Below are 26,181 nucleotides of genomic sequence, written 5' to 3' on the forward strand. Positions count from 1 at the left end.
GAAGAAGTTGCTGGCCGGGGGCGTCACACACCGGCCGGCGGCTGGACGCCGCAAAGGGCCTGCCAGACGCCATCCGGCGTCGGACACTGGCCGGCTCCGCCCAGATTGACGGCCCGGGGCGTCTCCACGACACCGGTCCGGGCGGCGTCCGTATCGGTGTAGACGGCAACCAGCGGCACGTCCAGCGCATTCGCCATATGCGTCAGGCCAGTGTCCACGCCGACGACAGCGGACGCATTCCCGATCAGGCGGGCTGCATCGTGAAGCCCGATGCGCGGCGCCACGATGGCCTCCGGGATCGCGCGCGCCAGCCGAACGGCACGCGCCTTTTCGGCCTCGTTCCCCCAGGGCAACACGGCCGCCAGCCCTTGCACGGCATGGAGCCGATTGCCCAGCGCAACCCAGTTCGCCTCCGGCCACTCCTTCGACGCCCGACTGGTGGCGTGCAACAGCACGGCATAACGCCCCGTGCGCAACCAGGCCGGCAGCAACCCCGCCCTGAGCCCGAAAACCGGCGCACCCTCCACCTGATAACCGAACGTCTCCGCAAACAGCCGCCGGTTCCGCTCCACGGCGGACAACTCCCGGCTCACCGGATGCACCTCGCTGTAGAACAGACAGGCCGCCGCTTCCCGGGCACTTCTGCGGTCATAGCCAATGACCGGCGCCCTGGCGAGCGACGCAAAGACCGCGCTTTTCAGCAATCCCTGGCAGTCGAGCACCAGCGACCACGGTGTAGTCTGCAGCCGCCGCCGGAATTGCCCGAGTTCCCGCCAAGTCGCCCGACTCGCCAGCGACTTCCGCCACCGCCGCCAGGCCATCGGCAACACATCGCTGATCCCGGCATGCAGGCGGGGAATCTCGGCAAACCCCTCCTCCGCCATCCAACTGATACGAAGCTCCGGCCGATGCACCTGAAGATCGGAAATGGCGGGCAAGGTGTGAATGAGATCGCCCATGGAAGACGTGCGGACAATCAGGACGTCCTGTGCGGGCTTGCTGACGAGACTGCGGCTGCGATGCATTTCCTGAAGCGTGTGCGGCGGAAGGGAATGCGGGGGAATCTACAGAAAGCGGCGGGCGGGGATGCCGCGAATCGGGGAGTTTGTGAGGTGGGTCAAACCAGACGCGGAACCAAAGAAAATACGATTCCAGCGGCGATCGTCCGCCAACGCGGCGCACAAACAAAAAAGCCCGCACGGCTGACCGGCGGGCTTTCGAATCTGGTTGCGGAGGCAGGACTTGAACCTGCGACCTTCGGGTTATGAGCCCGACGAGCTGCCAACTGCTCCACTCCGCGGGGCGAACTATACCCGGATTGGGGAAGGAATGGTAGGAAAGTTTGATGCGCAACCGTCAATCCCAGTAGTCGTCGGGTAATTCGCCGGTCTCGAGCAGAGCAGATAGTTGCCATTCCGTGAGGATATACACGCGCTGATCCCTGGCCTTCGCCACTTTTTTCGGACCCGCGTTGGGTCCAGTGCAAAGGAACGTCAGGGACTGGGTGACCGATTGGACGACGCGGAGGCCGGCCACACCCGCCCTTCGCTCCAGATCTGAGCGGTGTTCTTGGGCGAACCCCGTAAAGGTAATCTGAGGCAGATTACGGTCGAAACCTGACGTCCGTGCTCGCGCAATCTTCGGAGGGGCCGGCATATAGGGCTCGGCAAGCAACGCGTATCCGCCACGCAGATACTCGATAACCCGATCCTTTCTGAAGGTTCGGAGAGCCCGCGCCGCCAAGCAGAACCCGCTAACGTAGTAGCCGGCCTCCACCCAGTTTGCGACCTCGTAGTGTTTGGTTTCGCCTTTCGCGTTTCGATACAGGAAATGCAGATTCATAGCCTTTCTCGGGCATGCTGCGGCCCAGTGGAAAGGGGGCGACCAAGGATGTCTACGGGGAGTTGGCGTACATGGCGCCAGAATGAAGTTCGAGAGAAACGACTGCAATTTTAGGCAAGCTTCTCCCGCCTCATCAACTGCCCTAGGACCGGTATAGATGGTTTCAGGCCGGCAACGTCGGACCACCCTTCGGCAATGAGGCTGTCGTCGGCTTTTCGCTGCACCCTATCATTCGCTGCGTGAGTCGCTTGCGCATGATCTCGATCGGCAGTTCGATGAGGTATATCGCAGCAGTGGCTGCGACAAACGTTGCCGCAACATAGAGCAGAGGCGTGGGTTCGACCATCCCGGACCATCGCACTAACGTCCCGACCGGAATCTGGAAGATGTAAACCGGGAAGGAGAGATCCCCAAAGAACTTGTCCAGTCGGCTATTTTTGGTTGCTTCGAAGAGTATGCCCGCGAGCGCTGCAGTGGCCACGTATAGGAGGGTGTACGGCTGAGGGCTTGCCACCCATAAACTGCCGGCTATGACAAGAAACAGTGTCCAATGTCTAGGATTTCGGATATCGCCGACGCGATGCATCCAGTACGACAGGATGCCTAGCCCAAAGAAAAGCATGGCATATGGGTAGTACATATCTACCCGGTAACGAAGCGAAATGTCTGCAGGGGCGAAGAATCTAAGTGAGAGCCAGTAGACAAGACCAACTAACATAAACGCGAGCGACCGCTTGAAATTGCGAACGACGTAAGGTGCCGCGGCGTAGAACAGGCACTCAAAGGCGAGTGTCCACGCCGGCACGTTCAAGATAAGCGACGCGCCATTGTGTTGCTTGTCTACACCAAATTCTGAAAACACCATCCGGCCGTCCACGTTGCTTACATGCGCCAACAGGTCGAGGCCAATGATGAAGGTGTTGGAGAACAGCGTCAAAGCACCCATGACGGTAGGAAGCTTGAGGGCCTGTTCAAACACGCTTGCCACAATGCCAGTGGGTACCAGGATCAGAATGGAGGCTGCGTAGGTTGGCCACAATCTGAGAAAACGCCCGGCATAGAACGCCCGGTTCGCACCCGGTCCGACATAGCGTTCGTTCAGCCCCATCGCGATATAAAAGCCGGAGAGGATGAAGAAACAATACACGGCAGCACCAGCGTCTATGAGCTTTATGCCCCCTAGGTTCCCGGTGTGTGAGAAAAGTACCGCAACCGCCAGAAAGAGTCTGAATAGGCCCATTTGTCTGTGGAGCTCGTTTTTTGTGCCGCGATATTACACGCGGCTCGGACTCGTGCCACAGGTCTTTTGGGGGGTATCTACCCGTTCCAAGCAATGGTTGAACCCTGATATATTCATCTTTTGTAACGAAAAGAGCAAAATAGAGGAAAAATGTCTGAGTTTCAGTTTCGAATCCCGGAAGAGTGCGATATCGAGCCCATTCTCGGACTGATGGCCGCAGCATTTCCCGGCGCTACGCTTTACTCTCGCGACTACCTCAATTGGCTGTACTGGAAGAACCCTGTCGGCGCTGCGGTAGGGTTCAATGCCTGGGACACTGAAGGCTTGACTGGACACGTGGTAGCCATCCCGCAGCAGATCGTCCTGCATGGAAAACCGGAAACCGCGATCTTGCTTCTCAACGTCGCCACCGCCCCTCGAGCGAGGGGCAAAGGTCTGTTTATTGAACTCGTACGCCGGACAATTGAATTGGCCGCCGAACGAGGGCACGCCGCGGTGCTGGGTGTCGCAAATGCCCAGACCTATCGTGCCTACGAGCAAAAACTCGGCTTCCAGAATGTCGCAGGACTAGACGCACATGTGGAGTTCATCTCGCATAAGCTGGACATGATGTGGGCTACAGAACGAGCCCAATTGCACCAGGACTGGACGGAAGAGACGCTGCAATGGCGGTTGTCCAATCCCAACAACCCGCTCAGGATTGTCGCGGCCACTCGCGATAGCATTACCGTCGAAGGAAAGTCGTCGATGCCGATAATCCGGTCTCGCGCCATCATCCCTCGTCGCGGCATTCCGGTAGGGAAGTCGTTGACTGGGACTTCTAGCCGTATCGGCCCGGCTGTAGTTCTCGGCATGGCGCCGAAGGGGACGGTTCGGCATCGTTTCGCTTTGGAGGTGCCGAAAAAAATGCGACCATCACCGCTTCGCTTGGTCTACCGGAATCTGGTGACACCGGGCGACCGACTACACCCTGAAGAGATTCTCTTTAGCTTCCTGGACTTCGATGCCTTTTAGCCTTGCCTGACATCGGAACCCTCTGTGGGGCCTGGCCACCCGCAAGGAACAGACGTACCGCGACCAGACCTCCGGCGCCATCGTCCGCGCTATCGCCGCCCACAACGGTCGCGAACCCACGATATCGTCCGTCCTCGCTGGCCTGAGCATCGACCACAGGTCGAAACGGACGTCTTGAACCGCGACCGCGTCCACCTGCTCATACGCCTGCCCCTGACCGAACGCGTCATCGTCAAGGTCGAGGCGAACCGCTACTCCATCACCCACGCCACCGAGTCGCCCAACCCCTACGACGACCCCACCGGCTAGAAGCTCCCCACCTCGTGAACGCCGACCTCGAAGACATCGCCGCCAGTCCGGCTGGATCACCCAGCAACGCAATCCGGACGGCACGCCCTTCGAGCCCCGCAAGCCGCAGCTACGACCTCCGCCCGGGCGCCTCAGGCGAAAGATGTTCGCCAAGCTGCCGACCACGAAAAACATGCGAGTGCAGGCCGGGCCGGATAGCGCTGTGGTCGAGTTTGCTGGGAGCGTGCGGAGGATGGCGGTAGTCACCCCTGCGGGCTGAGGGATCGGGTGAACCGCCGGTGGTGGGTTGGAGGTCGAATATGCGCGGCGGGAGCTGCTGGGATTCGGGGGGATGTGGGGCGGTTGGGGGAACTGATGTCGGGGTGGATGAGCACCCGAGAGGAGGCGTTGCGCAAGGACGGTTGGCTCGTAGAAAAGGCGCGGGGCCTTGGCAAGGGCAGCGTGCGGCGGATCACGCGAGGGGGGAAGTCGAAACTCTGCTCGATCCGCATTACGCAAGACCAGTTGATCGCTTTTCCCCGCAACGAGATGGACAACGGCTGGAGCAAGCTAGCCGATGTTGACATGGTGGTGGTGGCATCCGGGGATGATCCAGCTTCGCCGCGCGCCGCACGCATTCACCTGTTTGACGCCAATGAGGTGCGTGACCGATTCGACCGCACCTACGCGGCGCGGATAGCCGCAGGGCACTCGATCCCGGTCGGTCGCGGGGTCTGGTTGGGACTCTATACACCGGATGGTGCGCACGAGCCGCCGAGCTGCGTCGGCGGAGGCATTGGCAACAAGTATCCGCCCATCGCGGTGATTCCCTTTGCCGATCTCCAGGCACCCACGGCGAACGGCTTCGACGACGAAGGCGGCGACGATGCCCTGCAATTGGTAGACGGCCACGCAGAGCGTCCGGCAGAACAGCCGGCCGTGCCGTTGACCATTTCCGAGCAAAGCGGCGTTTGGCAGAAGCCTTCGGCGTATCGCCCGAGAACGTGAAGATAACGATCGAGGGGTGACGAAAAAAGAAGCGCCCCCCTGCTTGGGGTCGCTCCTTTCGCATGTTGCGTAGTTCCCTCGAAACAGGGATCAACTGACCCGAAACTCCAGATGCTTCCCCAGCGCCTGAAACGCTGCGGCAATCGTATCGATCGTCGTCGCGTGGCCGCAGCCGCGTTCCTCTGCGGGGGTGAAGATGCTGGATAGCACATCTGACTGCCTCGACAGTAAGTGATGAAGGCGGGAAGTGAGGAGCCGTAGGCTTCCTATCAGACTCCGCCGTCCAGTTTGCATTTTGACAATGCTCCCTCATCGCTCTCCGCAGCTTGCACAGGACTTCGGACTAAACTAAGCTAAACTAGATAAACTAGCTGAAAACCCAGAAGGAGAGCGTATGCAAACGGTGAACATTCACGAGGCCAAAACGAACCTCTCACGCCTCATCGAGGCTGTGGCCGAAGGCCAAGAGGTTGTCATCGCGAAGGCGGGCAAACCGATGGTGCGCATGGTGCCGTTCGCCACGCCGCAGACGCCGCGGCGCCTGGGCGGGCTGAAGGGAAAGATGCGCATCGCAGACGACTTCGACGCCCCGCTCCCCGACGACTTGCTGGCGGCATTTGAAGGGCGGTAATGCGTATTCTGCTCGATACCCATATCTTTCTCTGGGCCGTTTCAGATGACCCGAAGCTGAGCAAGAAGGCTCAGCAGCTGATCGTCGATGCCCGCGAGGTTTACGTCAGTGCGGCAACGATCTGGGAGATCTCCATCAAGGCGGGGCTCGACAAGATCGAGGGCGACGTTGACGAACTGGTCGCGGAGATCGGCGCAGCGGGCTTCCGTGAATTGCCCGTAACGAGTGCGCATGCTGCGACGGTTCGCAGCCTGCCCTACCATCATCGCGATCCGTTCGACCGTTTGTTGGTGGCCCAAGCCATCACGGAGCCGTTGCGGCTGTTGTCAGCCGACGAACACGTCTGGAAATACTCCGATCTGGTGATCCGGGCGTAACCGATGTCCACCATCAGCCCGGCGCCGCGCGAGGTCGTAGTCACCGTCCTGAGCATCGAGGGCGACGGCACCGTAGGTCAGGACGTCCTCGACACCCGATGCGGGTTGTAAAGCAGATGGGACGCGCTGACTGGACGATGATCGCCCGCGTGTATGGCCGCTGGATGCCCTTAACGCGGGGAGTTCGCGGGGAAAATTCGGGGAGCGCGGGGTGATTATATAGTCCGAAAGTGGTCCAATGTGGACGGCGGATCGCCCGCTAAGCCTTGTGGGGACTGGGGTTAAGGGTGTTTAGTGGGAGATAGTGACGTGTTGTGTATTCGTCACAAAATAGGTGGTGGTGCGAGGGAGGGGACTCGAACCCCTACACCATTGCTGGCGTCAGGACCTAAACCTGGTGCGTCTACCAATTTCGCCACCCTCGCGGTCCTTGGGAGCGGCTTCGGGAAAGCAAAAAAGGCGGCTGGAACTGCCCGCCTTTGCTTGCTTGTGGCGCCTGTAGCGCCGGAAGCCGGTCCGTGCCGCGGGGCGTTGTGCAGCCTGCGGCGTAATGAGGAAGCGGATTGTATCGCAAGGCGAACAGGGAATCCAGTCCCCTGCCCGTCCTGCGGATGCCGCGCCGGGGTTACTTGCGGGTGCGGATGAAGGCGATGACCAGCACGGTGGCGCAGGCTTCCAGGGCGGCCACGAAGTACAGGCCCGACGACAGCTGGCCGGTGTTCGACTTGAACCAGCCAATCGTGTACGGCGCCACGAAGCCGGCCAGGTTGCCGATCGAGTTGATCAGGGCGATGCCGCCCGCCGCGGCGGTGCCGGTCAGGAAGGCCGAGGGCAGCGACCAGAACACCGGGAAGGCGGCCAGGATGCCGATCGAGGCGATGGTCAGGGCCACCAGGGCCAGTACCGCGCTGTGCAGCCAGAAGCCGGTCAGGGTCAGGCCCACGGCGGCGATCAGGGTGGCGATGGCGCAGTGCATGCGGCGTTCGCCGGTGCGGTCCGAGTGGATGCCGTTGAGCACCATGGCGATGGTGCCGGCCACGAACGGGATGGCCGAGATCAGGCCGATCTGCAGGTTGCCGTGGACGCCCAGCTCCTTGATGATCGACGGCGACCAGAACGCAATGGTGGCGTTGCCGCTGACCACGCAGAAATAGATCGCGGCGCAGATCCAGACGCGGGAATTGGTGAAGGCGTCCTTCAGGTGGGCATGCTTGGAGGGGTCGCGCGCCTCGGCGTCCACGTCGGCCGTGACGATGGCCTGCTCGCGGGCGCTGAGCCATTTGGCGTTGACGGGCTTTTCCGGCAGGAAGGCCAGCACGGCGAAGCCGGCCAGCACCGAGGGGATGCCCTCGATCACGAACAGCCATTGCCAGTTGGTCAGCCCGTCCACGCCGTCCATCACGCTCATGATGAAGCCGGCCAGCGGGCCGCCGACCACGCCGGCGATGGCAAACGAGGTCATGAACAGGCCGTTGATGCGGGCGCGCCGGGCGGCCGGGAACCAGTAGGTCAGGTAAAGCACCACGCCCGGGAAGAAGCCGGCCTCGAAGATGCCGAGCATGAAGCGCAGCGTATAGAACTGCATCGGCGTCTTGACGAAGATCATCGCCATCGACGCCAGGCCCCAGAGGATCGTGATCCGGGCCAGGGTCTTGCGGGCGCCGATTTTTTCGAGCAGCAGGTTGCTCGGCACTTCGAACAGGAAATAGCCGATGAAGAAAATCCCCGCACCCAGGCCGTAGACGGCCTCGCTGAACTGCAGGTCCTGCAGCATCTGGAGCTTGGCGAAGCCCACGTTGACGCGGTCGATCCAGGCCAGGATGAACAGGAAGACGAGAAACGGGATCAGGCGGACGGTGATCTTGCGGTACGCCTCGCTGCGCTGCTGGGCCAGTTCGGCGGGCGGCAGGCCGTCGAAGGCGCCCGGGGCGCCGGTCATCACGGAAGACATCGGTAAGTACTCCTTGGGTGTGGTGGGCGGGGCCCCGCTGCGTTGGCGAGGCCCTCTACGCTCTTGCGCTGTGCTGGCGCAGGCGGCGGGCGGCGTGAATCCGCCCTGTCGGATACGGGAATCCGGGTTCTGGCAAGCCGGCCGCGATCAGCCGAGCGCGGCCTCGATGGCTGCGGACACCTGCAGCACGCGGGCATCGCTGCCGCGCAGGCCACACACGCCCAGCCCCATGCCCTCCCCCATTGGCAGCGAGGTGGCGCAGCCGTCGAGGAAGTTGATGACGCTCGGGTTGCGCAGCACCAGGCCGTTGATGGCGAAGAAGTCTTCGTCTCGGGTCAGCGCGTCGAGGCGTGGCGGACGCACGGCCACGCTCGGCATGAGCCAGGCATCGGCATCGCGCAGCAGGTCGGCGGCGCGTTGCTGCATGGCGCGGCGCTCGGCCAGCAGGACGATGTAGTCAGTGGCCGACAGCTTCTCGCCACGCCGGATGCGCTGCGCCACGCGCTGGTCGTACTGGTCACCCTTGCTTTGCAGCAACTCGCGGTGCCACGTCCACGCCTCGGCCGCGGTCAGGCCGCCGGCAGCATTGATCTCGGGCAGGCGGCGCAGTTCGGCAAAGCTGAACTCGATGATCTGCGCGCCCTGGGCCGACAGGCGTGCCACCGTGGCCTCGAAGGCCTGGCCGACCTCGGCGTCGATGCCGTCGAACACGAAATCGCGCGTCACGTACAGGCGCAGGCCGCGCAACGGCGCGGGGCGCGTGTCGAGCGTCTCGCCGCTCAGCACGGCGTCCACCGCCGCACAGCACGCCACCGAGCGCGCCAGCGGGCCGGCCGAGTCGAGCGAGGTCGAGAGCGGCACGGCGCCGTCGAGCGGCACGCGGCTGGCGGTGGGCTTGAAGCCGGTCAGGCCGCAGAACGCCGACGGGATGCGGATCGAGCCGCCAGTATCGGTGCCGAGCGTGGCCACCGCCATCTCTTCGGCCACGCTGACAGCGCCGCCCGAGGTAGAGCCGCCGCTGATGCGCTCCGCGTCGAATGGTGCGCGCGGCGTACCGTAATGCGGGTTGAAGCCCAGCCCCGAGAACGCGAACTCGCTCATGTTCGTGCGGCCGATCAGCACGGCACCGGCAGCGCGCAGGCGGGCCACGGCAGGCGCGTCGGCCTGCGCCGGCGCGTTGCCGTCGAGGGCCTTCGAGCCAGCGCGCGTCACCTGGCCGCGCACGTCGAACAGGTCCTTGACCGACACCGGCAGGCCGGCCAGCGGCGAGGCCACCAACCCGGCCGCGCGGGTCTGGTCGGCGGCGCGGGCCTGCGCCAGCGCGCCGGCGGCATCCACGCTCAGGAAGGCGGTGCCGCCGGCCTGCTGATGGCGTTCGATATTGGCCAGCGCCTGCTCGGTCAGGGCCACGCTGGTGGTACGGCCAGCCGCGAGCGCGGCGGCGAGTTCGGCAATGGTCGGGGCTGTCATCGTCTTCCTCTGCTCTCGGGGTTGTCTTACTCGGCGACGGCCAGCGTTTCCACGCGGTAGGCGTGGCGCAGGCTGCGGTTGCGTACCGGGTCGTGCAGTTCCACTTCGAACGATTCGCCGTGGCCCATCTCGCCGATCACGGCCTGGGTGCCGCAGAACATGGCCGTGCCGGCCGGCAGCTTTGCTTCGCCGGTCAGGCGTTCGATCAGGTCACGCGGGTCCAGCAGGCGCGTGACCTTGCCTTCCTGATACAGCGCGCGCTGGCCGTCGCGCACGCGCCAGCAGCGCATGTCCAGCGCGTCCCAGTGATCGGCCACCTCGTCGAAACGCCAGACTTCGCGGCTCATCGGCTTGGCGCACATCTGCTTGGAGACGGTCACGTCATAGGCTTCCACCTTGCGGTCGGTATGGTCCGAGCCGATGCCGATGTAGAGCGCGTCCTCGCCCTGCAGCAGCACGAACTCGGTTTCGCCAGACGAGTCGTCGCGCGGCACTTCGAGCACGTCGTCGGTCGTCAGCAGCTGGGCGGCCAGCGGGTAGAACGTGGGCACCGTGGCGGGCGGCTTCACGCCGATGGCCTTCAGCTCGTCGATATGGTGCTGGACAGCGTCCTTGTCCCGGCCGGTCCAGCCGGCAATGATCAGTCGTTCGATGTCGAGGGCGAGTGCGCCCCCGCCGGCTACCTGGAGTTGCAGTGTCGGCATGGCTTGCTACCTTGTTACGGAGGGTAAAAGTTCGGTCAGAGGGTCCGGATGATGTTTTTCCGGAATTCGTCGATGTGTTCGCGGATGGAATCCCGCACGGCCGGGATGTCGCGCCGTTCAAGGGCGTCGACGATCTCCAGGTGCTCCTGGTACACGTTCTCCAGGTGCTGCGGATCGGACAGCGAGAGGAACCAGAAGCGCGCCTGTTTCTCGTGCAGGCCACGTAGTAGTTCCGCCAGAACGCGGTTGCGCGAGGCGGCGGACATGGCGGTGTGGAATTTCAGGTCGAGCGAGGCCAGCGCGGGGATGTCGCGGCGGGCGATCAGGTCCGGCGAGCGGTCCACGATGTCGCGCATCGCCTTGAAGTCGCTGTCGTGTCCGCGCTCGCAGGCCAGCGTGGCGCACAGCACCTCGTTGGTGGCCCGCACCTCGATCATGTCCAGCACCTCGTTCAGCGACAGCGGCGTCACCAGCACGCCCTTGCGCGGCAGGATCGACACCAGCCCTTCCACCTCCAGCCGGTGCAGCGCCTGGTGCACGGGTGTACGGCCCAACCCCAGCAACGTTGCCACCTGCGCCTCGATCAGCGGCTCCCCCGGGCGGAACTCGCAGGAAATGATGCGGCGCTTGATCTCGGTATATGCCTGCTCGCGCAGGGCCGCGCCGCTCTGGGCGGGGGTCAGCGGTGCCGGTGCGGGATCGGCCGTGCCGACCAGTCGGATGGGATTCGCCATGTACTGCCTTCAGCGATGTTTGAAGTTGCAGTGATACTAGTGTGATATTTCACTGAGGGCAACGGGAAATGGCTTAGGGTAAACGCGGGGAATGGGCCCCCGCACCGCCCCGGAGCGTGCACCGCGCGCCCGATACCATTGGTGCAATGTGATGCCATCGTGGTGCAGTGGCTGGCGGGACGGCGGCTTTGCTATCCCGCATGCTCCAGCATGGCCAGCAGCAAAACGTTGGCCCCGGCCTCGATATGCTCGGGCAGCGCATCCTCCAGTTCGTTGTGGCTGATGCCATCCTTGCAAGGCACGAAGATCATGCCCGCGGGCGCGCGCCCGGCAACGTACACCGCGTCGTGGCCCGCGCCGCTGACCACGTCCATATGCGGCAGGTCCAGCCGGGTGGCGGCGCGGCGCACGCTGTCCACGCAAGCCGCGTCGAAGATGCACGGTTCGAACTTGACCACCTGGCGGATCTCGACGGTCACGCCTGCCATATCGGCGATGCCGCCGAAGGCCGCCCGCATCGCCGCGTCCATGCGGTCCAGCCCGGCCTGGGCCAGGTTGCGGAAGTCCACCGAGAAATCCACGCGTCCCGGAATCACGTTGCGCGAGTTCGGCGTGACCTCGACAAAGCCCACCGTGCCACGCCCATGCGGCGCCTCGTCACGGGCGATGCGGTTCACGGCCTCGATCATGCGGGCCGAGGCCAGCAGCGCGTCGTGGCGCAAGGCCAGCGGCGTGGGGCCGGCGTGAGCGTCCTGGCCGAGCACGGTCACGTCGTACCACTGCTGGCCCAGCGCACCGGAAACCACGCCGATCGGCAGGCGCGCGGCTTCCAGCACAGGGCCCTGCTCGATGTGGGCCTCGAAGTAGGCCGCGTACATGCCGCCCGGCACGTCGCCCGCGGGATGGGCGCCGAGGTAGCCGATGGACGCCAGCGCGTCGCCCACGCTGATGCCGTCGCGGTCCTGCTGCCCGCGGGCTTCCTCCGCATCGAACACGCCCGCGAAGACGCCTGAACCCATCATCACCGGCGTGAAGCGCGTGCCCTCCTCGTTGGTCCAGAACGCCACCTCCAGCGGCGCGCGCGTGGCGATACCGAGGTCATTCAGTGTGCGCATGACTTCGAGCCCGGCCAGCACGCCGAAGTTGCCGTCGAACTTGCCGCCCGAGGGCTGCGTATCGATGTGGCTGCCGGTGGCCACGGCCCGCGCGTCGGGGTCCGTGCCGGCGCGGCGCGCGAACACGTTGCCGATCTCGTCCACGCGTACGTCGAGCCCGGCCTCGCGGCACCACTGCACCACGAGGCCGCGGCCCTGGCGGTCTTCGTCGGTCAGCGCGATGCGGCAGACGCCGCCCTTCGGCGTGGCGCCGATCGCGCCGAGGTCCATCAGCGATTGCCACAGGCGGGCGCCATTGATGCGGGGAGTGAATTGCGAATCCATGTGTGAGTCGTCCGGGTCGGAGAAGGTCGAGCCGCTATCGAGCAAGAAGCAGACCACACGTTTGCCGCGCACCGTTGCGCCCGCGATGGGTGCATGGCCACTGGCACATCACTTGCTAGACCGAACGCAGCCCCATGCAGACGTCCATGCCGGACGTTTCCCCATCACTACGGAGCCATGCCTGTGTCCCACTCCACGCCTTCCCAAGCCAAAGGATTCTCTGCCGCCGTCCGTTCCGTCCCGGCTGCCGTCGCGCTGTCGCTGCTCGTCCTGCCCGGCGCCGCGATGGCCGAAAAGGTCTTGCGCATCGGCATGACCGCCGCCGACATCCCGCGCACGCTCGGCCAGCCCGACCAGGGCTTCGAGGGCAACCGCTTCACCGGCATTCCGATGTACGACGGCCTCACGCAGTGGGATCTGTCCAAGGGCAACGGCCCGAGCCTGCTGATTCCCGACCTGGCTACCGAGTGGAAGGTCGATGACAAGGACAAGACGAAGTGGACCTTCAGGCTGCGTCCCGGCGTGAAGTTCCACGACGGCTCGGCGTTCAACGCGGACGCCGTGGTCTGGAACGTCGGCAAGGTGCTCGACAAGACGGCGAAGCAGTTCGACGCGAGCCAGGTTGGTGTGACGGCCTCGCGCATGCCCACGCTGCGCAGCGCGAAAAAGATCGATGACCTGACCGTAGAACTGGTCACGTCCGAGCCGGACTCGTTCCTGCCGTACAACGTCTCGAACCTGTTCATGGCGTCGCCCACGCAATGGGAAAAGAAGTTCGCTGCGGTGCCCGCCTCGGTGACCGACGCCGCCGAGCGCAGCAAGCAGGCGTGGGTGGCGTTTGCCGCCGACGCCTCCGGCACGGGTCCGTTCAAGATGACGCGCTTCGTGCCGCGCGAGCGCCTGGAACTGGCGAAGAATCCGGCCTACTGGGATGCGAAGCGCGTGCCGAAGATCGACAAGGTCGTGATGTTGCCGATGCCCGAGGCCAATGCCCGCACCGCCGCGCTGCTGTCGGGCCAGGTTGACTGGATCGAGGCGCCCGCCCCCGATGCCGTCGCGCAGATCAAGAGCCGTGGCTTCGAAGTCTACGCCAACGCCCAGCCCCATATGTGGCCGTGGCAGTTGTCGTTCGCCCCGAATTCCCCGTGGCTCGACAAGCGCGTGCGCCAGGCCGCCAACCTCTGCGTGAACCGCGCGGGGCTGAAGACGCTGCTGGGCGGATACATGGCCGAGGCCCGCGGCATTGTCGAGGCCGGCAACCCGTGGTGGGGCAATCCGAAGTTCGACATCAAGTACGACCCCGCCGCCGCCAGGAAGCTGATGGCCGACGCCGGCTACTCGGCGGCCAAGCCGGTCAAGGTCAAGGTGCAGGTCTCGGCGTCGGGCTCGGGCCAGATGCAGCCGCTGCCAATGAACGAGTACGTGCAGCAGAACCTCAAGGAGTGCTTCTTCGACGTGGATTTCGACGTGGTCGAATGGAACACGCTGTTCACGAACTGGCGCATCGGCGCCAAGGACGCCAGCGCGCACGGCGCCAACGCCATCAACGTGAGCTTTGCGGCGATGGACCCGTTCTTTGCGATGGTCCGCTTCGTCAGCACCAAGACCCAGCCGCCGGTTTCGAACAACTGGGGGTTCTTCGGCAACGCCGAGTTCGACAAGCTGATCGAGACGGCCCGCACCTCGTTCGGGGAGAAGGACCGCGACGCCGCGCTGGCCCGGCTGCATGCCCGCATCGTCGAGGAGTCGCCGTTCGTGCTGATCGCCCACGACGTGGGCCCGCGGGCGATCTCGAAGAAGGTCAAGGGCGTGGTGCAGCCCCAGAGCTGGTTCATCGACATTGCGACGATGTCGATGGATTGAGGGGGATTCTGCTCCCGATGGTTTGCTCCCCTCTCCCGCTATACGGGAGAGGGGAGCTTGCTGCAATCGTCATCGCTCCGAATCTACAACCCCACAGCCGGCCACCGCCCATGACCTACCTGCTCCGCCGCATCGTGTATGCGTTGCCCATCCTGCTTGGGGTCGCCCTGCTCTGCTTCTCGCTGGTGCATATCGCACCCGGCGATCCGCTGGTTTCGGTGCTGCCACCGGATGCCTCCGAGGAACTGCGCCAGCAACTGACCGCGCTGTACGGCTTCGACAAGCCGTTCCTGGAGCAATTCATCCACTGGTTCAGCCGCGCGCTGCACGGCGATCTCGGCACCTCGATTGCGACGAACCGCCCGGTGATGGCCGAGGTGTCCAAGGCCGTGATCAACTCGATCCGGCTGGCCGCCGTGGCCACGCTGATCGGCTTCACGTTCGGCTGCCTGTTCGGCTTCGTGGCTGGCTACATGCGCGACTCGGTGTCGGACCGGCTGGCGTCGTTCGTGTCGGTGCTCGGCGTCAGCATTCCGCACTACTGGCTCGGCATGGTGCTGGTGATCGCGTTCTCGGTCATCCTGGGCTGGCTGCCGGCCACCGGTGCCGGGCCGGGCGGCTCGGGCGACTGGTCGTGGGACTGGGAGCACATCCAGTACCTGATCCTGCCGGCCGTGACGATGTCGGTGATCCCGATGGGCATCGTCGCCCGCACCATCCGTGCGCTCGTGGCCGAGATCCTGTCCAACGAGTTCATCGTGGGCCTGCGCGCCCGGGGCCTGTCGGACATGGCGGTCTTCCGCCACGTGGTGAAGAACGTGGCGCCCACGGCGCTGTCGGTGATGGGCCTGCAGCTCGGCTACCTGCTGGGCGGGTCGATCCTGATCGAGACGGTGTTCTCGTGGCCCGGCACCGGCTTCCTGCTGAACTCGGCGATCTTCCAGCGCGACTTCCCGCTGCTGCAGGGCACGATCCTGATCCTGGCCGTGTTCTTCGTGCTGCTGAACCTGGTGGTCGACGCGCTGCAGACGCTGTTCGACCCGCGCATCCAACGCCACTGAGGAGCCTGCCATGGAAATGACGCTGAACAAGGCCCTGGCCCCGCTGCCGGTCGAGCGCTCGCCCGGCTACTGGAGCACGGTTGGCCGACGCCTGCTGCGCAACAGGCTGGCGATGCTGGCCGCGCTGGTCCTGCTGACGCTGATCGTGCTGGCGATCTTCGCGCCAATGCTGATGCCGGCCGATCCGTACGCTTCGTCCATCCTCAAGCGGCTCAAGCCGATCGGCTTCGAAGGCTACCCGCTGGGTACCGACGAACTGGGCCGCGACATGCTCTCACGCCTGATGCTCGGCGGCCGGCTCTCGCTGTTCATGGGCATCACCCCGGTGCTGCTGGCCTTCGTGATCGGCAGCGCCATCGGCATCGTGGCCGGCTATGCGGGCGGCTGGACCAACACCGTGATCATGCGGCTGACCGACATCCTCTACGCGTTCCCGTCCGTGCTGCTGGCCATCGCGTTGTCCGGCACGCTCGGCGCCGGCGTCGGCAACGCGCTGCTCTCGCTGACCATCGTCTTCATTCCGCAGATCGTGCGCGTGGCCGAGAGCGTGACCACGCAGGTGCGCAACCGCGAATTCGTTGATGCCGCACGCGCCTCGGGGGCGTCGTCGCTGACCATCGTGCGCGCCCACGTGCTCAACAACGTGCTCGGGCCGATTTTCGTCTACGCCACGAGCCTGATCTCGGTGTCGATGATCCTGGCGTCCGGGCTGTCCTTCCTCGGCCTGGGCGTCAAGCCGCCCGAGCCCGAGTGGGGCCTGATGCTGAACACGCTGCGCACCGCCATCTACACCCAGCCGTGGGTGGCCGCCCTGCCCGGCGCGATGATCTTCCTGACATCGATCTCGTTCAACCTGCTGGCCGACGGCATCCGCTCGGCCATGGAAATCAAGGAGTGAGCATGACCGAGACGCTTGCACCGCTGCCCCCGGCCGCCGCACCCGACGTGGGCGGCCCGGCACAACCGCTGGTCATCGCCCGCAACCTCGTCAAGCATTTCCCGCTGAAGTCGCCGGTGCCGCTGCGCAAGGGCGGCGTGGTCCGTGCCGTCGATGGCGTCAGCTTCGACGTGCTCAAGGGCGAGACGCTGGGCGTGGTGGGCGAGTCCGGCTGCGGCAAGTCCACCACGGCGCGCCTGCTGATGCAACTGACCCCGCACGACAGCGGCGAGCTGATCTTCGACGCGCAGGGCGTGGGCTCGGCCCAACTCCCCATGAAGTCGTTCCGCAGCCAGGTGCAGATGGTGTTCCAGGACAGCTACTCGTCGCTGAACCCGCGCCTGACGATCGAGGAATCGATTGCGTTCACGCCGCGCGTCCACGGCGTGCCGGCGCAGGAAGCCACCGGGCGGGCCCGCTATCTGCTCGAACGCGTGGGGCTGGAGCCGAAGCGCTTTGCGGGCCGCTATCCGCACGAACTGTCAGGCGGCCAGCGCCAGCGCGTGAACATTGCGCGGGCGCTGTCGCTGCGGCCCCGGCTCGTGATCCTCGACGAGGCGGTGTCGGCGCTCGACAAGTCCGTGGAAGCCCAGGTGCTGAACCTGCTGCTCGACCTCAAGGCCGAGTTCGACCTGACCTACGTTTTCATCAGCCATGACCTTAACGTGATCCGCTACCTGTGCGACCGCGTGATGGTGATGTACCTCGGCAAGGTGGTGGAAGTGGGTGAAACCGAATCGGTGTACGCCAATCCGGCCCACCCGTACACGCGGGCGCTGCTGGCGTCGATGCCGTCGATGGACCCCGATCACCGCACACTGGCCGCCCCGCTGGCCGGTGATCCGCCAAACCCGATCAACCCGCCGCCCGGCTGCAGCTTCCACCCGCGCTGCGCACGCGCCGAGCCGGTGTGCGAGCGTCGCGCCCCGGCGCTGACCGACGCACTGGCCGGGTATCCGGTGTCATGCCTGATGGCGATGCCCGACGGCGGCCACTCGCTGCCGCTGCGGCGCATGACTCCCGGCCTGCACGCCGCCACGCCCTGACCTCGCGGAGAACGATATGTCCCAAGAACTCGGCGCCTCCACGGCCCCCCTCCCGCCCGCGGTTTCGGTGCGCGACCTCCACGTCACCTTCTCGGGCGGCGGCAAGACCATCCGCGCCGTCAATGGCGTCTCGCTCGACGTGTCGCCCGGCGAGGCCGTGGCACTGATCGGCGAATCGGGTTCCGGCAAGAGCGTCACGCTGCGCGCGCTGATGCGGCTGCACCCGCCGCGTCGGACGACGATGACCGGCCAGATCCGCGTGGACGGCCACGAAGTGCCGGCGCTCGACAAGCGGGCGCTGGCGCGGCTGCGCGGCGGCACCATCGCCATGGTGTTCCAGGAGCCGCTGCTGGCCCTCGACCCGGTCTACACGGTCGGCCAGCAGATCATCGAATGCATCCGCACGCACCGCAAGGTGTCGAAGACCGAAGCGCGGGCGCTCGCCCTCAAGGCGCTCGAAGCGGTGCGCATTCCCAGCCCCGAGCGGCGGCTGGCGGCGTATCCGCACGAGATGTCGGGCGGCATGCGCCAGCGCGCGATGATCGCGCTGGCGCTGTCGGCCCGGCCGAAAATCCTGCTGGCCGACGAGCCAACCACGGCGCTCGACGCCACGGTGCAGATCCAGGTGCTGATCCTGCTGCGCGAACTGCAGCGCGAACTTGGCCTGTCGATCGTGTTCGTGACCCATGACATTGGCGCGGCGGTGGAAATCGCCGACCGCGTGGCCGTGATGTACGGCGGCCGCATTGTCGAGGAAGGCCCGATCCGCACGCTGCTGCGCGACGCGCGGCACCCCTACACGATTGCCCTGCTGCAAAGCCGGCAGCACGGCATGGACCGCGGCCAGCGCCTGCAGACCATTGGCGGTGCGCCCCCCGATCTCTCCGCGCTGCCTCCGGGCTGCACGTTCGCACCGCGCTGCGCGCATGCCCGGCCGGCGTGCCTGGCCGAGGTGCCACGCGCTGTCGCGCTCGGCGGCGGCCACCAGGTCAGCTGCGTGCTGGCCGAGGCGCCCGCCATCAGCGAATGCGCCGCCTGATTCCATGCTTCCTGCCACGAGGATTTCACACACCATGAGCCTGGCCACGCATCCCGCCCGTGCCTTCCTGCCCTACCCCGACGCGCCCGTGCCCGGCGCGGCCGATGGCCCGCTGCGCAGCCTGACCTTCGCGGTCAAGGACCTGTTCGACGTGGCGGGCTACCCCACCGGCGGCGGCAATCCCCATGTGCTGGCGCGTTCGGGCATCAAGACGACGACCGCGCCCACGGTGCAGAAGCTGCTCGATGCCGGCGCCACGTTCGTCGGCAAGGTCCATACCGACGAACTTGCGTTCTCGATGAACGGCCAGAACTACCACTACGGCGGCCCGTTCAACGGCGCGGCACCGGACCGCATCACGGGCGGATCGTCGTCGGGATCGGCTTCGGCGGTGTCGAACGGGCTTGCCGACTTTGCGCTCGGCACTGACACGGGAGGCTCCGTTCGCGCCCCGGCCAGCCATTGCGGCCTGTTCGGCATCCGGCCAACGCACGGGCGCATCTCGCTGTCGCAATGCATGCCGCTGTGCGAATCGCTCGACACCTGCGGCTTCCTGGCACGCGACATCGCCACGTTCGCCCGCGTGGCGGACGTGCTGTTCGGCGTCGATGGCGACCCACTGCCAGCCATGCCGAGGCTGCTGCTGGCCGCCGACCTCTTCGAACTCCCCACCGCCGAAGCCCGTGCCGCGCTGGCCCCCGCCGTGGCCCGCATCGAAGCCGTGTTCGGCAAGGCTACCCCGGTGGACGTGGCCGACCGTCCGCTCCCGGACCTCTATTGGGCCTTCCGCTACGTGCAGGGCTGGGAGGCATGGCAGGCCGATGGCGCGCTGATCGAGCACTACGGGCTGCAGCTCGGCCCCGACGTGGCCGGGCGGTTCGCGTTCAGCAAGGGCGTGACGCAGGCGCAATTCGACCAGGCGGGCGCCGTACGGCGCGAGTTCACGGCACATCTGGGCCGGCTGCTCGGCCACGACAGCGTACTGGTGCTGCCGACCATGCCTGATATCGCGCCGCTGCGCACAGCGCCGATGGAATCGCTGGAAGACTACCGCACGGCCGCGGCGCACTCGCTGTGCCTGACGCCGCTGTCGGGCTTCCCGCAACTGAGCCTGCCGCTGTCCGGGCGCAGCGGCGCACCGCTGGGGATCTCGCTGATCGGGCCAAGGGGCAGCGACCGGAGCCTGATTGCCGTGGCGGAGACGCTGATGGCGGGGCTGGCCTCGTGAAGCCCGCTGCAAACCGAACACCTGGTAAAACGAACATGCCCAAGATCCGCATCACCGCCGCCAGCCACACCTTCCTCGCCGAAACCCACCCGGACGCCCCGGAGACCGTCGCGGCCTTCCTGCAACTGTTGCCGTACCGCCAGAAGCTGATCCACGTGCGCTGGAGCGGCGAAGGCTGCTGGATTCCGCTGGGGGAGTTCCGGCTCGGCGTGGGCTTCGAGAACCATACAAGCCACCCGTCGGTGGGCGACATCCTGTTCTACCCGGGCGGCTACAGCGAGACCGAGATCATCCTCGCCTATGGCAGCTGCTGCTTCGCCAGCAAGATGGGGCAACTGGCCGGCAACCACTTCCTGACCATCGTGGAAGGCAGGGAGAACCTGCGCGCGCTCGGCACCAAGGTGCTCTGGGAGGGCGCGCAGGACGTGGTGTTCGAACTCGCGGAGTAGCCGCTACGCGGTATCCTTGGGCCGTCAACGGGGAGCACCGCATGTACATGATCTACTGGACCGAAGCCACCACCGAGGGCATGGCGCCGCACGCTCAGTCCTTTCCGGGCGATGGGCTGCGCGACGCCCTGCAGTTTGCCGAGTCACTGCGCCGGCGCCAGTTCGCCGGCGAGCCGGTCAGCTTCGTCACGCTGTGTTCGGAGAACCCGAATTCGGTTGGCAAGTCCGGCGCCGCCGATCCGCTGCCCGACTACGAGTGGAAGAAGCGGCGGCCGTAGGATCCACGGCCGCCGCTGGCATCAGCCCGCCAGCACGCCCCGGTCGCCATCGGGCGGCGCCACGCGGAACCATGCCGCGTAGAGCGCGGGCAGGAACAGCAGCGTCAGCAGTGTGGCCACGATCAGCCCGCCCATGATGGCCGCGGCCATCGGCCCCCAGAAGACCGAGCGGGCCAGCGGGATCATGGCAAGCACGGCCGTGGCAGCCGTCAGCAGGATTGGCCGGCAGCGGCGCACGGCCGATTCCACGATGGCCTCCCATGGCGGCAGGCCGGCGCCGATATCCTGTTCGATCTGGTCCACCAGGATCACGGAGTTGCGGATGATCATCCCGAGCAGCGCCGTGATGCCAAGCTGGGCCACGAAGCCCATCGGCACGTGCAGCAGCAGCAGCGCGGCGGCCGCGCCGATCAGCCCCAGCGGCCCCGTCAGGAACACCATCACCGCACGCGAGAAACTGTGCATCTGCAGCATCAGCAGCGTGAAGATGATGAAGATACACAGCGGCAGTTGCGCCGCGATCGACGCACCGGCCTTGCCGCTCTCCTCCTCGGCGCCGGCGATGGAGATCCTGTAGCCCGCCGGCAGCGAGGCGCGGATCTCGTCCAGCCTGGGGTTGATCTGCGCGGTGACGGTCGGCCCCTGGATGCCGTCCACGATATCGGACTGCACCGTGATGCCGAAGTCGCGGTTCTCGCGCCAGATCACGCCCGGCTCGGAACGCAGCGTGACGCGCGCCACCTGGGTCAGTGGCACGGCCCGGCCGCTGCTGGTAGGCACCAGCACGTTGTTGAGGTCCGACATCGCGTCGCGCTCCTCGCGTGGCGTGCGCATGATGATGTCGATCAGCTTGTCGGCATCGCGGTACTGTCCGACCGGCACGCCGGTCAGCACGGCCTGCGTGGCGCGTGCCACAGCGTTGGTGGTGACCCCCAGCGCGCGTGCCTTGTCCTGGTCGAGTTCGAGCCGCAGCATCTTGACGTTCTCGTTCCAGTTGTCGTTCACGCCCACGGTATTCGGGTTGTCCGCCATGATCGCAGACACCTGGTCAGCCGCCTTGCGCACCACGGCGGCGTCGGGGCCGATCACGCGGAACTGCACCGGGTACTGTACCGGCGGCCCGTTCGGCAGCAGCTTCACCCGGCCCCGCAACTGCGGGAACTCGCTGGCGATCACCTTCTCCACGCGGCGGCGCAGCGGGTCGCGCGCCTCCACGGTCACCGGCATCACAATCAGCTGCGCCACGTTCGACTGCGGAAAGATCTGGTCAAGCGGCAGGTAGAAGCGCGGCGAGCCGTTGGCCACGAAGGTGGTGATGCTGTCCACCGCCTCGTCGCGCCGCATGGCCACCTCGAAGCGCTTGGCCACCGTTTCCATTTCCACGAAGCTGGTGCCCTCGGGCATCCACAGCTCCACCATCAGTTCGGGCCGGCTCGAATCAGGGAAGAACTGGGTTTCGATGAACTTGAACGCAAACAGCCCCAGCGCGAACATCGCCAGCGTCACGGCGATCACGGTCTTGCGCCACTCGACGCACCAGTTCACCAGCTTGCGGAAGCGCGTGTAGAACGGCGTGTCGAAGACCTCGTGATGCCCGCCATCGTTGCCGCGCGTCTTCAGCAGCAGGTAGCCCAGGTACGGCGTGAAATAGACCGCCGCCAGCCACGACAGCAGCAGCGCCAGGGCCGTTACCGCGAAAATCGCAAACGTGTACTCCCCCACCGTGGATTTGGCCAGCCCCACGGGCAGGAAGCCCGCCGCCGTGATCAGCGTGCCCGTCAGCATCGGCATGGCGGTCGAGGTGTAGGCGAACGTGGCCGCCTCCATCTTCGAGAAGCCTTCCTCCAGCTTGCGGACCATCATTTCCACGGCGATGATCGCGTCATCGACGAGCAGGCCCAGCGCGATGATCAGCGCCCCCAGCGAGATCTTGTGCAACCCGATGCCGAAGATGTTCATGAACAGGAACGTCACGGCAAGCACCAGCGGGATGGTCAGCGCCACCACCAGCCCCGGCCGGACGTCGATGCGCAGCGGCCGGGTATGCAGCCCCAGCGCCACGAAGCTTACGCCCAGCACGATGACCACGGCCTCGATCAGCACGCGCACGAACTCGCCCACGCTGCGCTTGACCGCCTGGGGCTGATCCTGCACCTGCTCCATCTCGATGCCCATCGGCAACTGGCCTTTGAGCCGGTCCGTGACGCGGCGCAGTTCCTTGCCCAGCGCGATGATGTCGCCGCCCTTCTCCATCGAGATACCGAGCCCGATCACGTCCTTGCCGTTGAACCGCATGCGGCTGACCGGCGGATCGACATAGCCGCGGTAGACGTTGGCGATGTCGCCGAGCCGGATGTTGGCGATGCCGTTCGGGCCGCGCAGCACCAGGTTCTTGAGGTCCTCCACATCGCCAAGCTGGCCCGTGATGCGGACTTGCAGGTTGTCCGTCGGCGTCACCAGCACGCCGCTGCCGGTGGGATTGTTCTGTTCCGAGATCTGGTTGGCGATGGCGTTGATGTCCAGCCCGAGCTGGGCAAAGCGCGCCTGGTTGAACTCGATGTAGAGCTTTTCGTCCTGCAGCCCCAGCAGCGTGACCTTGGCTACGGCCGGAATGCGCAGCAGATCCTGGCGCACCAGGTCGGCGTACTCGCGCAGTTCCTTGTAGTTGAAGCCGTCGGCGCTCAGCGCATAGATGGAGCCGTAGACGTCACCAAATTCGTCGTTGAAATAGGGCCCGCGCACGCCCTGCGGCAGCGTCTGCTGGATGTCGCCGATCTTCTTGCGCACCGTGTACCAGATCTGCGCGGTGTCCTTGGCCGGCGAGTTGTCCGCCAGTTGGAAGACCACCGTGGTCTCGCCGGGCTTCGAGAAGCTGCGGATCTTGTCGGCGTACGGCACCTCCTGCAGTTGCCGCTCGATCTTGTCGGTGACCTGCACGGCGATCTGCTCGGCCGTGGCACCCGGCCAGAACGCCTGCACCACCATCACGCGGAACGTAAACGGCGGGTCCTCGTCCTGGCCCAGCTGGAAGAACGCCAGCAGGCCGCCCAGCAGCAGCACGACCAGCAGGTAACGCGTCAGCGGCTGGTGCTCGAGCGCCCAGCGCGACAGATTGAAGCGGGAATGTTCCATGGGCCGGCCTCAGCCCAGATGGCGCGCGAGGGCGCCGATGCGCACGCCCGGATTCGAAGCGGGCTGGGCCGGTGCCACGGACTGCATCGGCTTGACCCGCTGGCCAGCCTTGAGCAGATGCACGCCGGCCGTGACGATGGCCTGGCCCGGTGCCAGGCCCTGCCGGATCTCGATCAGGTTGCCCTGCGCCTCGCCCAGTGTCACGGGCACCGGCTTCACGGTGCCGGTGCCGTCCTGGCCGGGGGTATAGACCCACACCTGGTTGCTGCCCTTCTGCTGCAGCAGCGCGGTCAGCGGGATGCGGATCGCGGCGGCGGTACCGGTGCGGCTGAACGCCACCACGGCGGTCATGCCAATGCGCAGGTCGGCCGGCGGGTTGGGGATTGTGACGCGGGTGGGATACGTGCGGGTGACCGGATCGGCCGCGGCCGAAATCTCGCGCACCCGGCCGGGCAGCACGCGGTCCGGCTCGGACCAGGTATGGATCGATACGTCGGAGAGCCCGCGCAGCATGTCCACCTGATCTTCGGGCAGCCCGATCGCCACCTCCTTCTCGGCGGTCTGCGCCACGCGTACCACGGGCTGGCCGGGCGACACCACCTGGCCCACCTCGGCATCGATGGCGGTCACCACGCCGTTGGCGTCGGCGGTCAGCACGGCGTAACCGGTCTGGTTCGACTGGTTGCGCAGGCTGGCCTGCGCCTGCTCCAGCCGCGAGGCGGCCGAATCGTAGGTGGCCTGGCGGCGGCTCAGTTCGGCCGAACTGATGAAGTTGCGCGCGGCCAGTTCCTTGTAGCGCTTGAGATCGGAGGCGGCCAGGTCACGGTCGGTCCTGGCGGCGTCGAACTGGGCGCGGGCGCCCGATTCGGCGAGCGCCAGATCGGTGGGATCAAGGCGTGCCAGCGGCTGCCCCTTCTGCACCGCCGCGCCCACGTCCACCAGACGCGCCGAAATCTTGCCGCCCACCCGGAAGCCGAGCCGCGATTCGATGCGGGGCCGGATGTCGCCGGAGAATTCGAACTCGGTCTTGCCCGTGGCCGGACTCAGTTGCAGCAGCCGCACCGGCCGCACCGGTGCCTCTGGCTCCGCCTTGCGCTGGCAGCCCGATACGCCCAGCGCCGCCACCAGCACCAGCCCGAGCAAGCCGCCCCCGGCCTTTCGCACACGGCGCCCGAACGCCGCAGCGGCGCCCTGCGGCACCGCAATTTCCTGGGTTTCAACGGCCGCGACTTCCGGCCTGGCAAATGGCACTGGCATGGACAAGCGTCTTTGTAGTGAGATGAAGCGGAACTGCACCAACGACGGGTATTGCCTGGCGCGGCCGGACGGCCGATGGGGGTCTCGCTGGCGCCTCTGCGGGCAGCCTTGCCAGTGTCTCCGCCATGGCTGGCGGGCAATTAATAACTGGCCGGTCAGTAATATAGCCACGTCGGGCGAGTGCGTCAAACGCCGGATGACAAATGGCGGCCTGGTGCGACGAAATGTCTGCCATCCGGCGCCGCCGGCGCACGGGAGCGACCGTTGGCCGATGTTACAATTCGCGGCCCGGCGCTACGGCCCCCCGCCGCCGTCCCCTCCGCCGCCCCACCCGCCTTACCGAAAAAGAGATTGGCGTGACGCCCGATCAGTATTGCCAGGATAAAGCCGCAAAAAGCGGTTCCAGCTTCTATTACAGTGCCCTGCGGCTGCCTCCCGAGCGCCGGCAGGCCCTGACCGCCCTGCAGGCCTGGCGCATCGAACTCGACGCCATCGTCCATGAGAACCACGACGCCGGCGTGGCCCTGCAACGGCTGGACTGGTGGCGTGCCGAACTGCGCCGCCTCTACGACGGCCAGGGCGCCCACCCGGTCAGCCAGGCGCTCCGCCCCAGCCTCGACCTGCTGCCCCAGGCCGAAATGACCCAGGTGCTCGACGGCTCCGAGATGGATCTGGCCCAGTCCCGCTATATAGACGAAGCGGCGCTGGCGAAATACAGCCGTGCCGTGGGTGGCACATTCGGCCGGCTGTCGGCGCGGGTGCTGGGCTGCAGCGACCCCCAGACACTGGCCGCCGCCGAGAAACTCGGCCTGTCGCAGTTGCGCATCCGCATCCTGCGCGAAATGGGCAGCGATGCCCGCCAAGGCCGTATCTATATTCCCGTCGATACGCTGCAGCGCTTCGAAGTGCCCGCGGCGGACATCATGCAGTCGCGGCATGCCGAGCCCTTCGTGGCGATGATGCGCGACCAGGCCGCCCAGGCCCGTGCGTTGTACCGCGAGGCGCTCGACACGCTGCCCCGCGCCGACCGCCGCGCCCTGCGCGCCCTGCTGGCGCTGGCGGCGATCCACCACGCCCTGCTCGACGAAATCGAGGCCAGCCAGTTCCAGGTGCTGACCCAGCGCATCGCGCTGACGCCCATGCGCAAGCTCTGGCTGGCGTGGAAGACCTGGCTGCGGAACCGTTGAAGGAAA

General features: G+C 66.0%; 24 protein-coding genes, 2 tRNA genes and 1 pseudogene. 15 read left to right on the forward strand and 12 right to left on the reverse strand.

The window, feature by feature from the left end:
- Positions 1–23: 23 nt before the first annotated feature.
- The 4 genes from waaC to EV147_RS06455 all read right to left on the reverse strand — a co-directional run bounded on the left by waaC (position 24) and on the right by EV147_RS06455 (position 3,082).
- A complete protein-coding gene (gene waaC / locus EV147_RS06440) occupies positions 24–1,025 on the reverse strand; it encodes a lipopolysaccharide heptosyltransferase I (protein WP_130390257.1) in 1,002 nt (333 codons plus the stop codon).
- Positions 1,026–1,224: 199 nt separating this feature from the next.
- Positions 1,225–1,300: transfer RNA gene (locus tag EV147_RS06445), tRNA-Met, on the reverse strand.
- A gap of 56 nt (positions 1,301–1,356) precedes the next feature.
- Positions 1,357–1,842: a BRCT domain-containing protein gene (locus EV147_RS06450; RefSeq protein WP_130390258.1), complete on the reverse strand. Its 486-nt coding sequence runs from the start codon at positions 1,840–1,842 to the stop codon at positions 1,357–1,359.
- Positions 1,843–2,005: 163 nt separating this feature from the next.
- Positions 2,006–3,082 carry an acyltransferase family protein gene (locus EV147_RS06455; RefSeq protein ID WP_221344634.1) on the reverse strand — a complete coding sequence of 359 codons (1,077 nt, stop codon included), beginning with the start codon at positions 3,080–3,082 and terminating at the stop codon, positions 2,006–2,008.
- A gap of 150 nt (positions 3,083–3,232) precedes the next feature.
- Here EV147_RS06455 and EV147_RS06460 point away from each other — a divergent pair, with 150 nt between their 5' ends.
- From EV147_RS06460 to EV147_RS06485, 6 genes and pseudogenes are all read left to right on the forward strand, one after another.
- On the forward strand, positions 3,233–4,096 hold the full coding sequence (locus tag EV147_RS06460) for a GNAT family N-acetyltransferase (RefSeq protein ID WP_130390260.1): 864 nt from the start codon (positions 3,233–3,235) through the stop codon (positions 4,094–4,096).
- Positions 4,097–4,120: 24 nt separating this feature from the next.
- On the forward strand, positions 4,121–4,405 hold the full coding sequence (locus tag EV147_RS26405; protein WP_268907412.1) for a phage tail protein: 285 nt from the start codon (positions 4,121–4,123) through the stop codon (positions 4,403–4,405).
- 52 nt (positions 4,406–4,457) lie between these two features.
- Positions 4,458–4,664: pseudogene (locus EV147_RS26455) on the forward strand (phage virion morphogenesis protein); the annotation flags it as partial.
- Between the two features lie 107 nt (positions 4,665–4,771).
- Positions 4,772–5,392, forward strand: a complete 621-nt coding sequence (locus tag EV147_RS06475; protein ID WP_130390262.1) for a hypothetical protein — start codon at positions 4,772–4,774, stop codon at positions 5,390–5,392.
- A gap of 394 nt (positions 5,393–5,786) precedes the next feature.
- Complete coding sequence (locus EV147_RS06480) at positions 5,787–6,023, forward strand: type II toxin-antitoxin system Phd/YefM family antitoxin (protein WP_130390263.1); 237 nt, start codon at positions 5,787–5,789, stop codon at positions 6,021–6,023.
- Positions 6,023–6,400, forward strand: coding sequence for a type II toxin-antitoxin system VapC family toxin (locus EV147_RS06485; RefSeq protein WP_130390264.1), 378 nt, complete (start codon positions 6,023–6,025; stop codon positions 6,398–6,400). Before EV147_RS06480 ends, EV147_RS06485 begins: the two co-directional genes overlap by 1 nt.
- Positions 6,401–6,738: 338 nt before the next feature.
- Here EV147_RS06485 and EV147_RS06490 read toward each other — a convergent pair.
- From EV147_RS06490 to EV147_RS06515, 6 genes are all read right to left on the reverse strand, one after another.
- Positions 6,739–6,825 (reverse strand) — tRNA-Leu (locus EV147_RS06490).
- Positions 6,826–7,025: 200 nt separating this feature from the next.
- The gene (locus EV147_RS06495) at positions 7,026–8,351 is read right to left on the reverse strand and encodes an MFS transporter (protein ID WP_130390265.1); all 1,326 of its coding nucleotides are present in this window, start codon (positions 8,349–8,351) and stop codon (positions 7,026–7,028) included.
- A gap of 147 nt (positions 8,352–8,498) precedes the next feature.
- The gene (locus tag EV147_RS06500; RefSeq protein ID WP_130390266.1) at positions 8,499–9,821 is read right to left on the reverse strand and encodes an amidase; all 1,323 of its coding nucleotides are present in this window, start codon (positions 9,819–9,821) and stop codon (positions 8,499–8,501) included.
- A gap of 26 nt (positions 9,822–9,847) precedes the next feature.
- Complete coding sequence (locus tag EV147_RS06505; protein ID WP_130390267.1) at positions 9,848–10,525, reverse strand: DUF2848 domain-containing protein; 678 nt, start codon at positions 10,523–10,525, stop codon at positions 9,848–9,850.
- A 35-nt stretch (positions 10,526–10,560) separates the two neighbouring features.
- Entirely contained in the window at positions 10,561–11,259 is a 699-nt protein-coding gene (locus tag EV147_RS06510; RefSeq protein ID WP_130390268.1) for a GntR family transcriptional regulator, read from the reverse strand.
- 191 nt (positions 11,260–11,450) lie between these two features.
- Positions 11,451–12,698 (reverse strand): Zn-dependent hydrolase, encoded by a 1,248-nt coding sequence (locus EV147_RS06515; protein WP_130390269.1) that lies wholly within the window; start codon positions 12,696–12,698, stop codon positions 11,451–11,453.
- 177 nt (positions 12,699–12,875) lie between these two features.
- On the opposite strand from EV147_RS06515, the gene EV147_RS06520 reads away from it, so the two are divergent.
- The 8 genes from EV147_RS06520 (at position 12,876) to EV147_RS06555 (ending at position 20,599) form a co-directional block, all read left to right on the forward strand.
- Positions 12,876–14,561: an ABC transporter substrate-binding protein gene (locus EV147_RS06520; protein WP_130390270.1), complete on the forward strand. Its 1,686-nt coding sequence runs from the start codon at positions 12,876–12,878 to the stop codon at positions 14,559–14,561.
- A 110-nt stretch (positions 14,562–14,671) separates the two neighbouring features.
- Positions 14,672–15,622, forward strand: a complete 951-nt coding sequence (locus EV147_RS06525) for an ABC transporter permease (protein ID WP_130390271.1) — start codon at positions 14,672–14,674, stop codon at positions 15,620–15,622.
- A 10-nt stretch (positions 15,623–15,632) separates the two neighbouring features.
- A complete protein-coding gene (locus EV147_RS06530; protein WP_130390272.1) occupies positions 15,633–16,520 on the forward strand; it encodes an ABC transporter permease in 888 nt (295 codons plus the stop codon).
- A 2-nt stretch (positions 16,521–16,522) separates the two neighbouring features.
- Positions 16,523–17,605 carry an ABC transporter ATP-binding protein gene (locus EV147_RS06535; protein ID WP_130390273.1) on the forward strand — a complete coding sequence of 361 codons (1,083 nt, stop codon included), beginning with the start codon at positions 16,523–16,525 and terminating at the stop codon, positions 17,603–17,605.
- A 16-nt stretch (positions 17,606–17,621) separates the two neighbouring features.
- Positions 17,622–18,644 (forward strand): ABC transporter ATP-binding protein, encoded by a 1,023-nt coding sequence (locus tag EV147_RS06540; RefSeq protein ID WP_130390274.1) that lies wholly within the window; start codon positions 17,622–17,624, stop codon positions 18,642–18,644.
- Positions 18,645–18,678: 34 nt separating this feature from the next.
- A complete protein-coding gene (locus EV147_RS06545; protein ID WP_130390276.1) occupies positions 18,679–19,872 on the forward strand; it encodes an amidase in 1,194 nt (397 codons plus the stop codon).
- Positions 19,873–19,907: 35 nt separating this feature from the next.
- Positions 19,908–20,321, forward strand: a complete 414-nt coding sequence (locus EV147_RS06550) for a DUF3830 family protein (RefSeq protein WP_130390277.1) — start codon at positions 19,908–19,910, stop codon at positions 20,319–20,321.
- A 41-nt stretch (positions 20,322–20,362) separates the two neighbouring features.
- The gene (locus EV147_RS06555; protein ID WP_130390279.1) at positions 20,363–20,599 is read left to right on the forward strand and encodes a hypothetical protein; all 237 of its coding nucleotides are present in this window, start codon (positions 20,363–20,365) and stop codon (positions 20,597–20,599) included.
- Between the two features lie 21 nt (positions 20,600–20,620).
- On the opposite strand, the gene EV147_RS06560 is transcribed toward EV147_RS06555, so the two are convergent.
- Positions 20,621–23,731 (reverse strand): efflux RND transporter permease subunit, encoded by a 3,111-nt coding sequence (locus EV147_RS06560; protein ID WP_130390281.1) that lies wholly within the window; start codon positions 23,729–23,731, stop codon positions 20,621–20,623.
- 9 nt (positions 23,732–23,740) lie between these two features.
- The gene (locus EV147_RS06565; RefSeq protein ID WP_130390282.1) at positions 23,741–24,988 is read right to left on the reverse strand and encodes an efflux RND transporter periplasmic adaptor subunit; all 1,248 of its coding nucleotides are present in this window, start codon (positions 24,986–24,988) and stop codon (positions 23,741–23,743) included.
- 356 nt (positions 24,989–25,344) lie between these two features.
- Here EV147_RS06565 and hpnD point away from each other — a divergent pair, with 356 nt between their 5' ends.
- Positions 25,345–26,175, forward strand: coding sequence for a presqualene diphosphate synthase HpnD (gene hpnD, locus EV147_RS06570; RefSeq protein ID WP_130390284.1), 831 nt, complete (start codon positions 25,345–25,347; stop codon positions 26,173–26,175).
- Positions 26,176–26,181: the final 6 nt, after the last annotated feature.

The organism is Cupriavidus agavae (assembly GCF_004217045.1).
Classification (GTDB): domain Bacteria; phylum Pseudomonadota; class Gammaproteobacteria; order Burkholderiales; family Burkholderiaceae; genus Cupriavidus; species Cupriavidus agavae.

Excerpts from the sequence above, each read along its gene's own strand:
- waaC (WP_130390257.1), bottom strand. The coding sequence starts at position 1,025 with ATGCATCGCAGCCGCAGTCTCGTCAGCAAGCCCGCACAGGACGTCCTG.
- EV147_RS06450 (WP_130390258.1), bottom strand. The coding sequence starts at position 1,842 with ATGAATCTGCATTTCCTGTATCGAAACGCGAAAGGCGAAACCAAACAC.
- EV147_RS06455 (WP_221344634.1), bottom strand. The coding sequence starts at position 3,082 with ATGGGCCTATTCAGACTCTTTCTGGCGGTTGCGGTACTTTTCTCACAC.
- EV147_RS06460 (WP_130390260.1), top strand. The coding sequence starts at position 3,233 with ATGTCTGAGTTTCAGTTTCGAATCCCGGAAGAGTGCGATATCGAGCCC.
- EV147_RS06475 (WP_130390262.1), top strand. The coding sequence starts at position 4,772 with ATGAGCACCCGAGAGGAGGCGTTGCGCAAGGACGGTTGGCTCGTAGAA.
- EV147_RS06480 (WP_130390263.1), top strand. The coding sequence starts at position 5,787 with ATGCAAACGGTGAACATTCACGAGGCCAAAACGAACCTCTCACGCCTC.
- EV147_RS06485 (WP_130390264.1), top strand. The coding sequence starts at position 6,023 with ATGCGTATTCTGCTCGATACCCATATCTTTCTCTGGGCCGTTTCAGAT.
- EV147_RS06495 (WP_130390265.1), bottom strand. The coding sequence starts at position 8,351 with ATGTCTTCCGTGATGACCGGCGCCCCGGGCGCCTTCGACGGCCTGCCG.
- EV147_RS06500 (WP_130390266.1), bottom strand. The coding sequence starts at position 9,821 with ATGACAGCCCCGACCATTGCCGAACTCGCCGCCGCGCTCGCGGCTGGC.
- EV147_RS06505 (WP_130390267.1), bottom strand. The coding sequence starts at position 10,525 with ATGCCGACACTGCAACTCCAGGTAGCCGGCGGGGGCGCACTCGCCCTC.
- EV147_RS06510 (WP_130390268.1), bottom strand. The coding sequence starts at position 11,259 with ATGGCGAATCCCATCCGACTGGTCGGCACGGCCGATCCCGCACCGGCA.
- EV147_RS06515 (WP_130390269.1), bottom strand. The coding sequence starts at position 12,698 with ATGGATTCGCAATTCACTCCCCGCATCAATGGCGCCCGCCTGTGGCAA.
- EV147_RS06520 (WP_130390270.1), top strand. The coding sequence starts at position 12,876 with ATGCCTGTGTCCCACTCCACGCCTTCCCAAGCCAAAGGATTCTCTGCC.
- EV147_RS06525 (WP_130390271.1), top strand. The coding sequence starts at position 14,672 with ATGACCTACCTGCTCCGCCGCATCGTGTATGCGTTGCCCATCCTGCTT.
- EV147_RS06530 (WP_130390272.1), top strand. The coding sequence starts at position 15,633 with ATGGAAATGACGCTGAACAAGGCCCTGGCCCCGCTGCCGGTCGAGCGC.
- EV147_RS06535 (WP_130390273.1), top strand. The coding sequence starts at position 16,523 with ATGACCGAGACGCTTGCACCGCTGCCCCCGGCCGCCGCACCCGACGTG.
- EV147_RS06540 (WP_130390274.1), top strand. The coding sequence starts at position 17,622 with ATGTCCCAAGAACTCGGCGCCTCCACGGCCCCCCTCCCGCCCGCGGTT.
- EV147_RS06545 (WP_130390276.1), top strand. The coding sequence starts at position 18,679 with ATGAGCCTGGCCACGCATCCCGCCCGTGCCTTCCTGCCCTACCCCGAC.
- EV147_RS06550 (WP_130390277.1), top strand. The coding sequence starts at position 19,908 with ATGCCCAAGATCCGCATCACCGCCGCCAGCCACACCTTCCTCGCCGAA.
- EV147_RS06555 (WP_130390279.1), top strand. The coding sequence starts at position 20,363 with ATGTACATGATCTACTGGACCGAAGCCACCACCGAGGGCATGGCGCCG.
- EV147_RS06560 (WP_130390281.1), bottom strand. The coding sequence starts at position 23,731 with ATGGAACATTCCCGCTTCAATCTGTCGCGCTGGGCGCTCGAGCACCAG.
- EV147_RS06565 (WP_130390282.1), bottom strand. The coding sequence starts at position 24,988 with ATGCCAGTGCCATTTGCCAGGCCGGAAGTCGCGGCCGTTGAAACCCAG.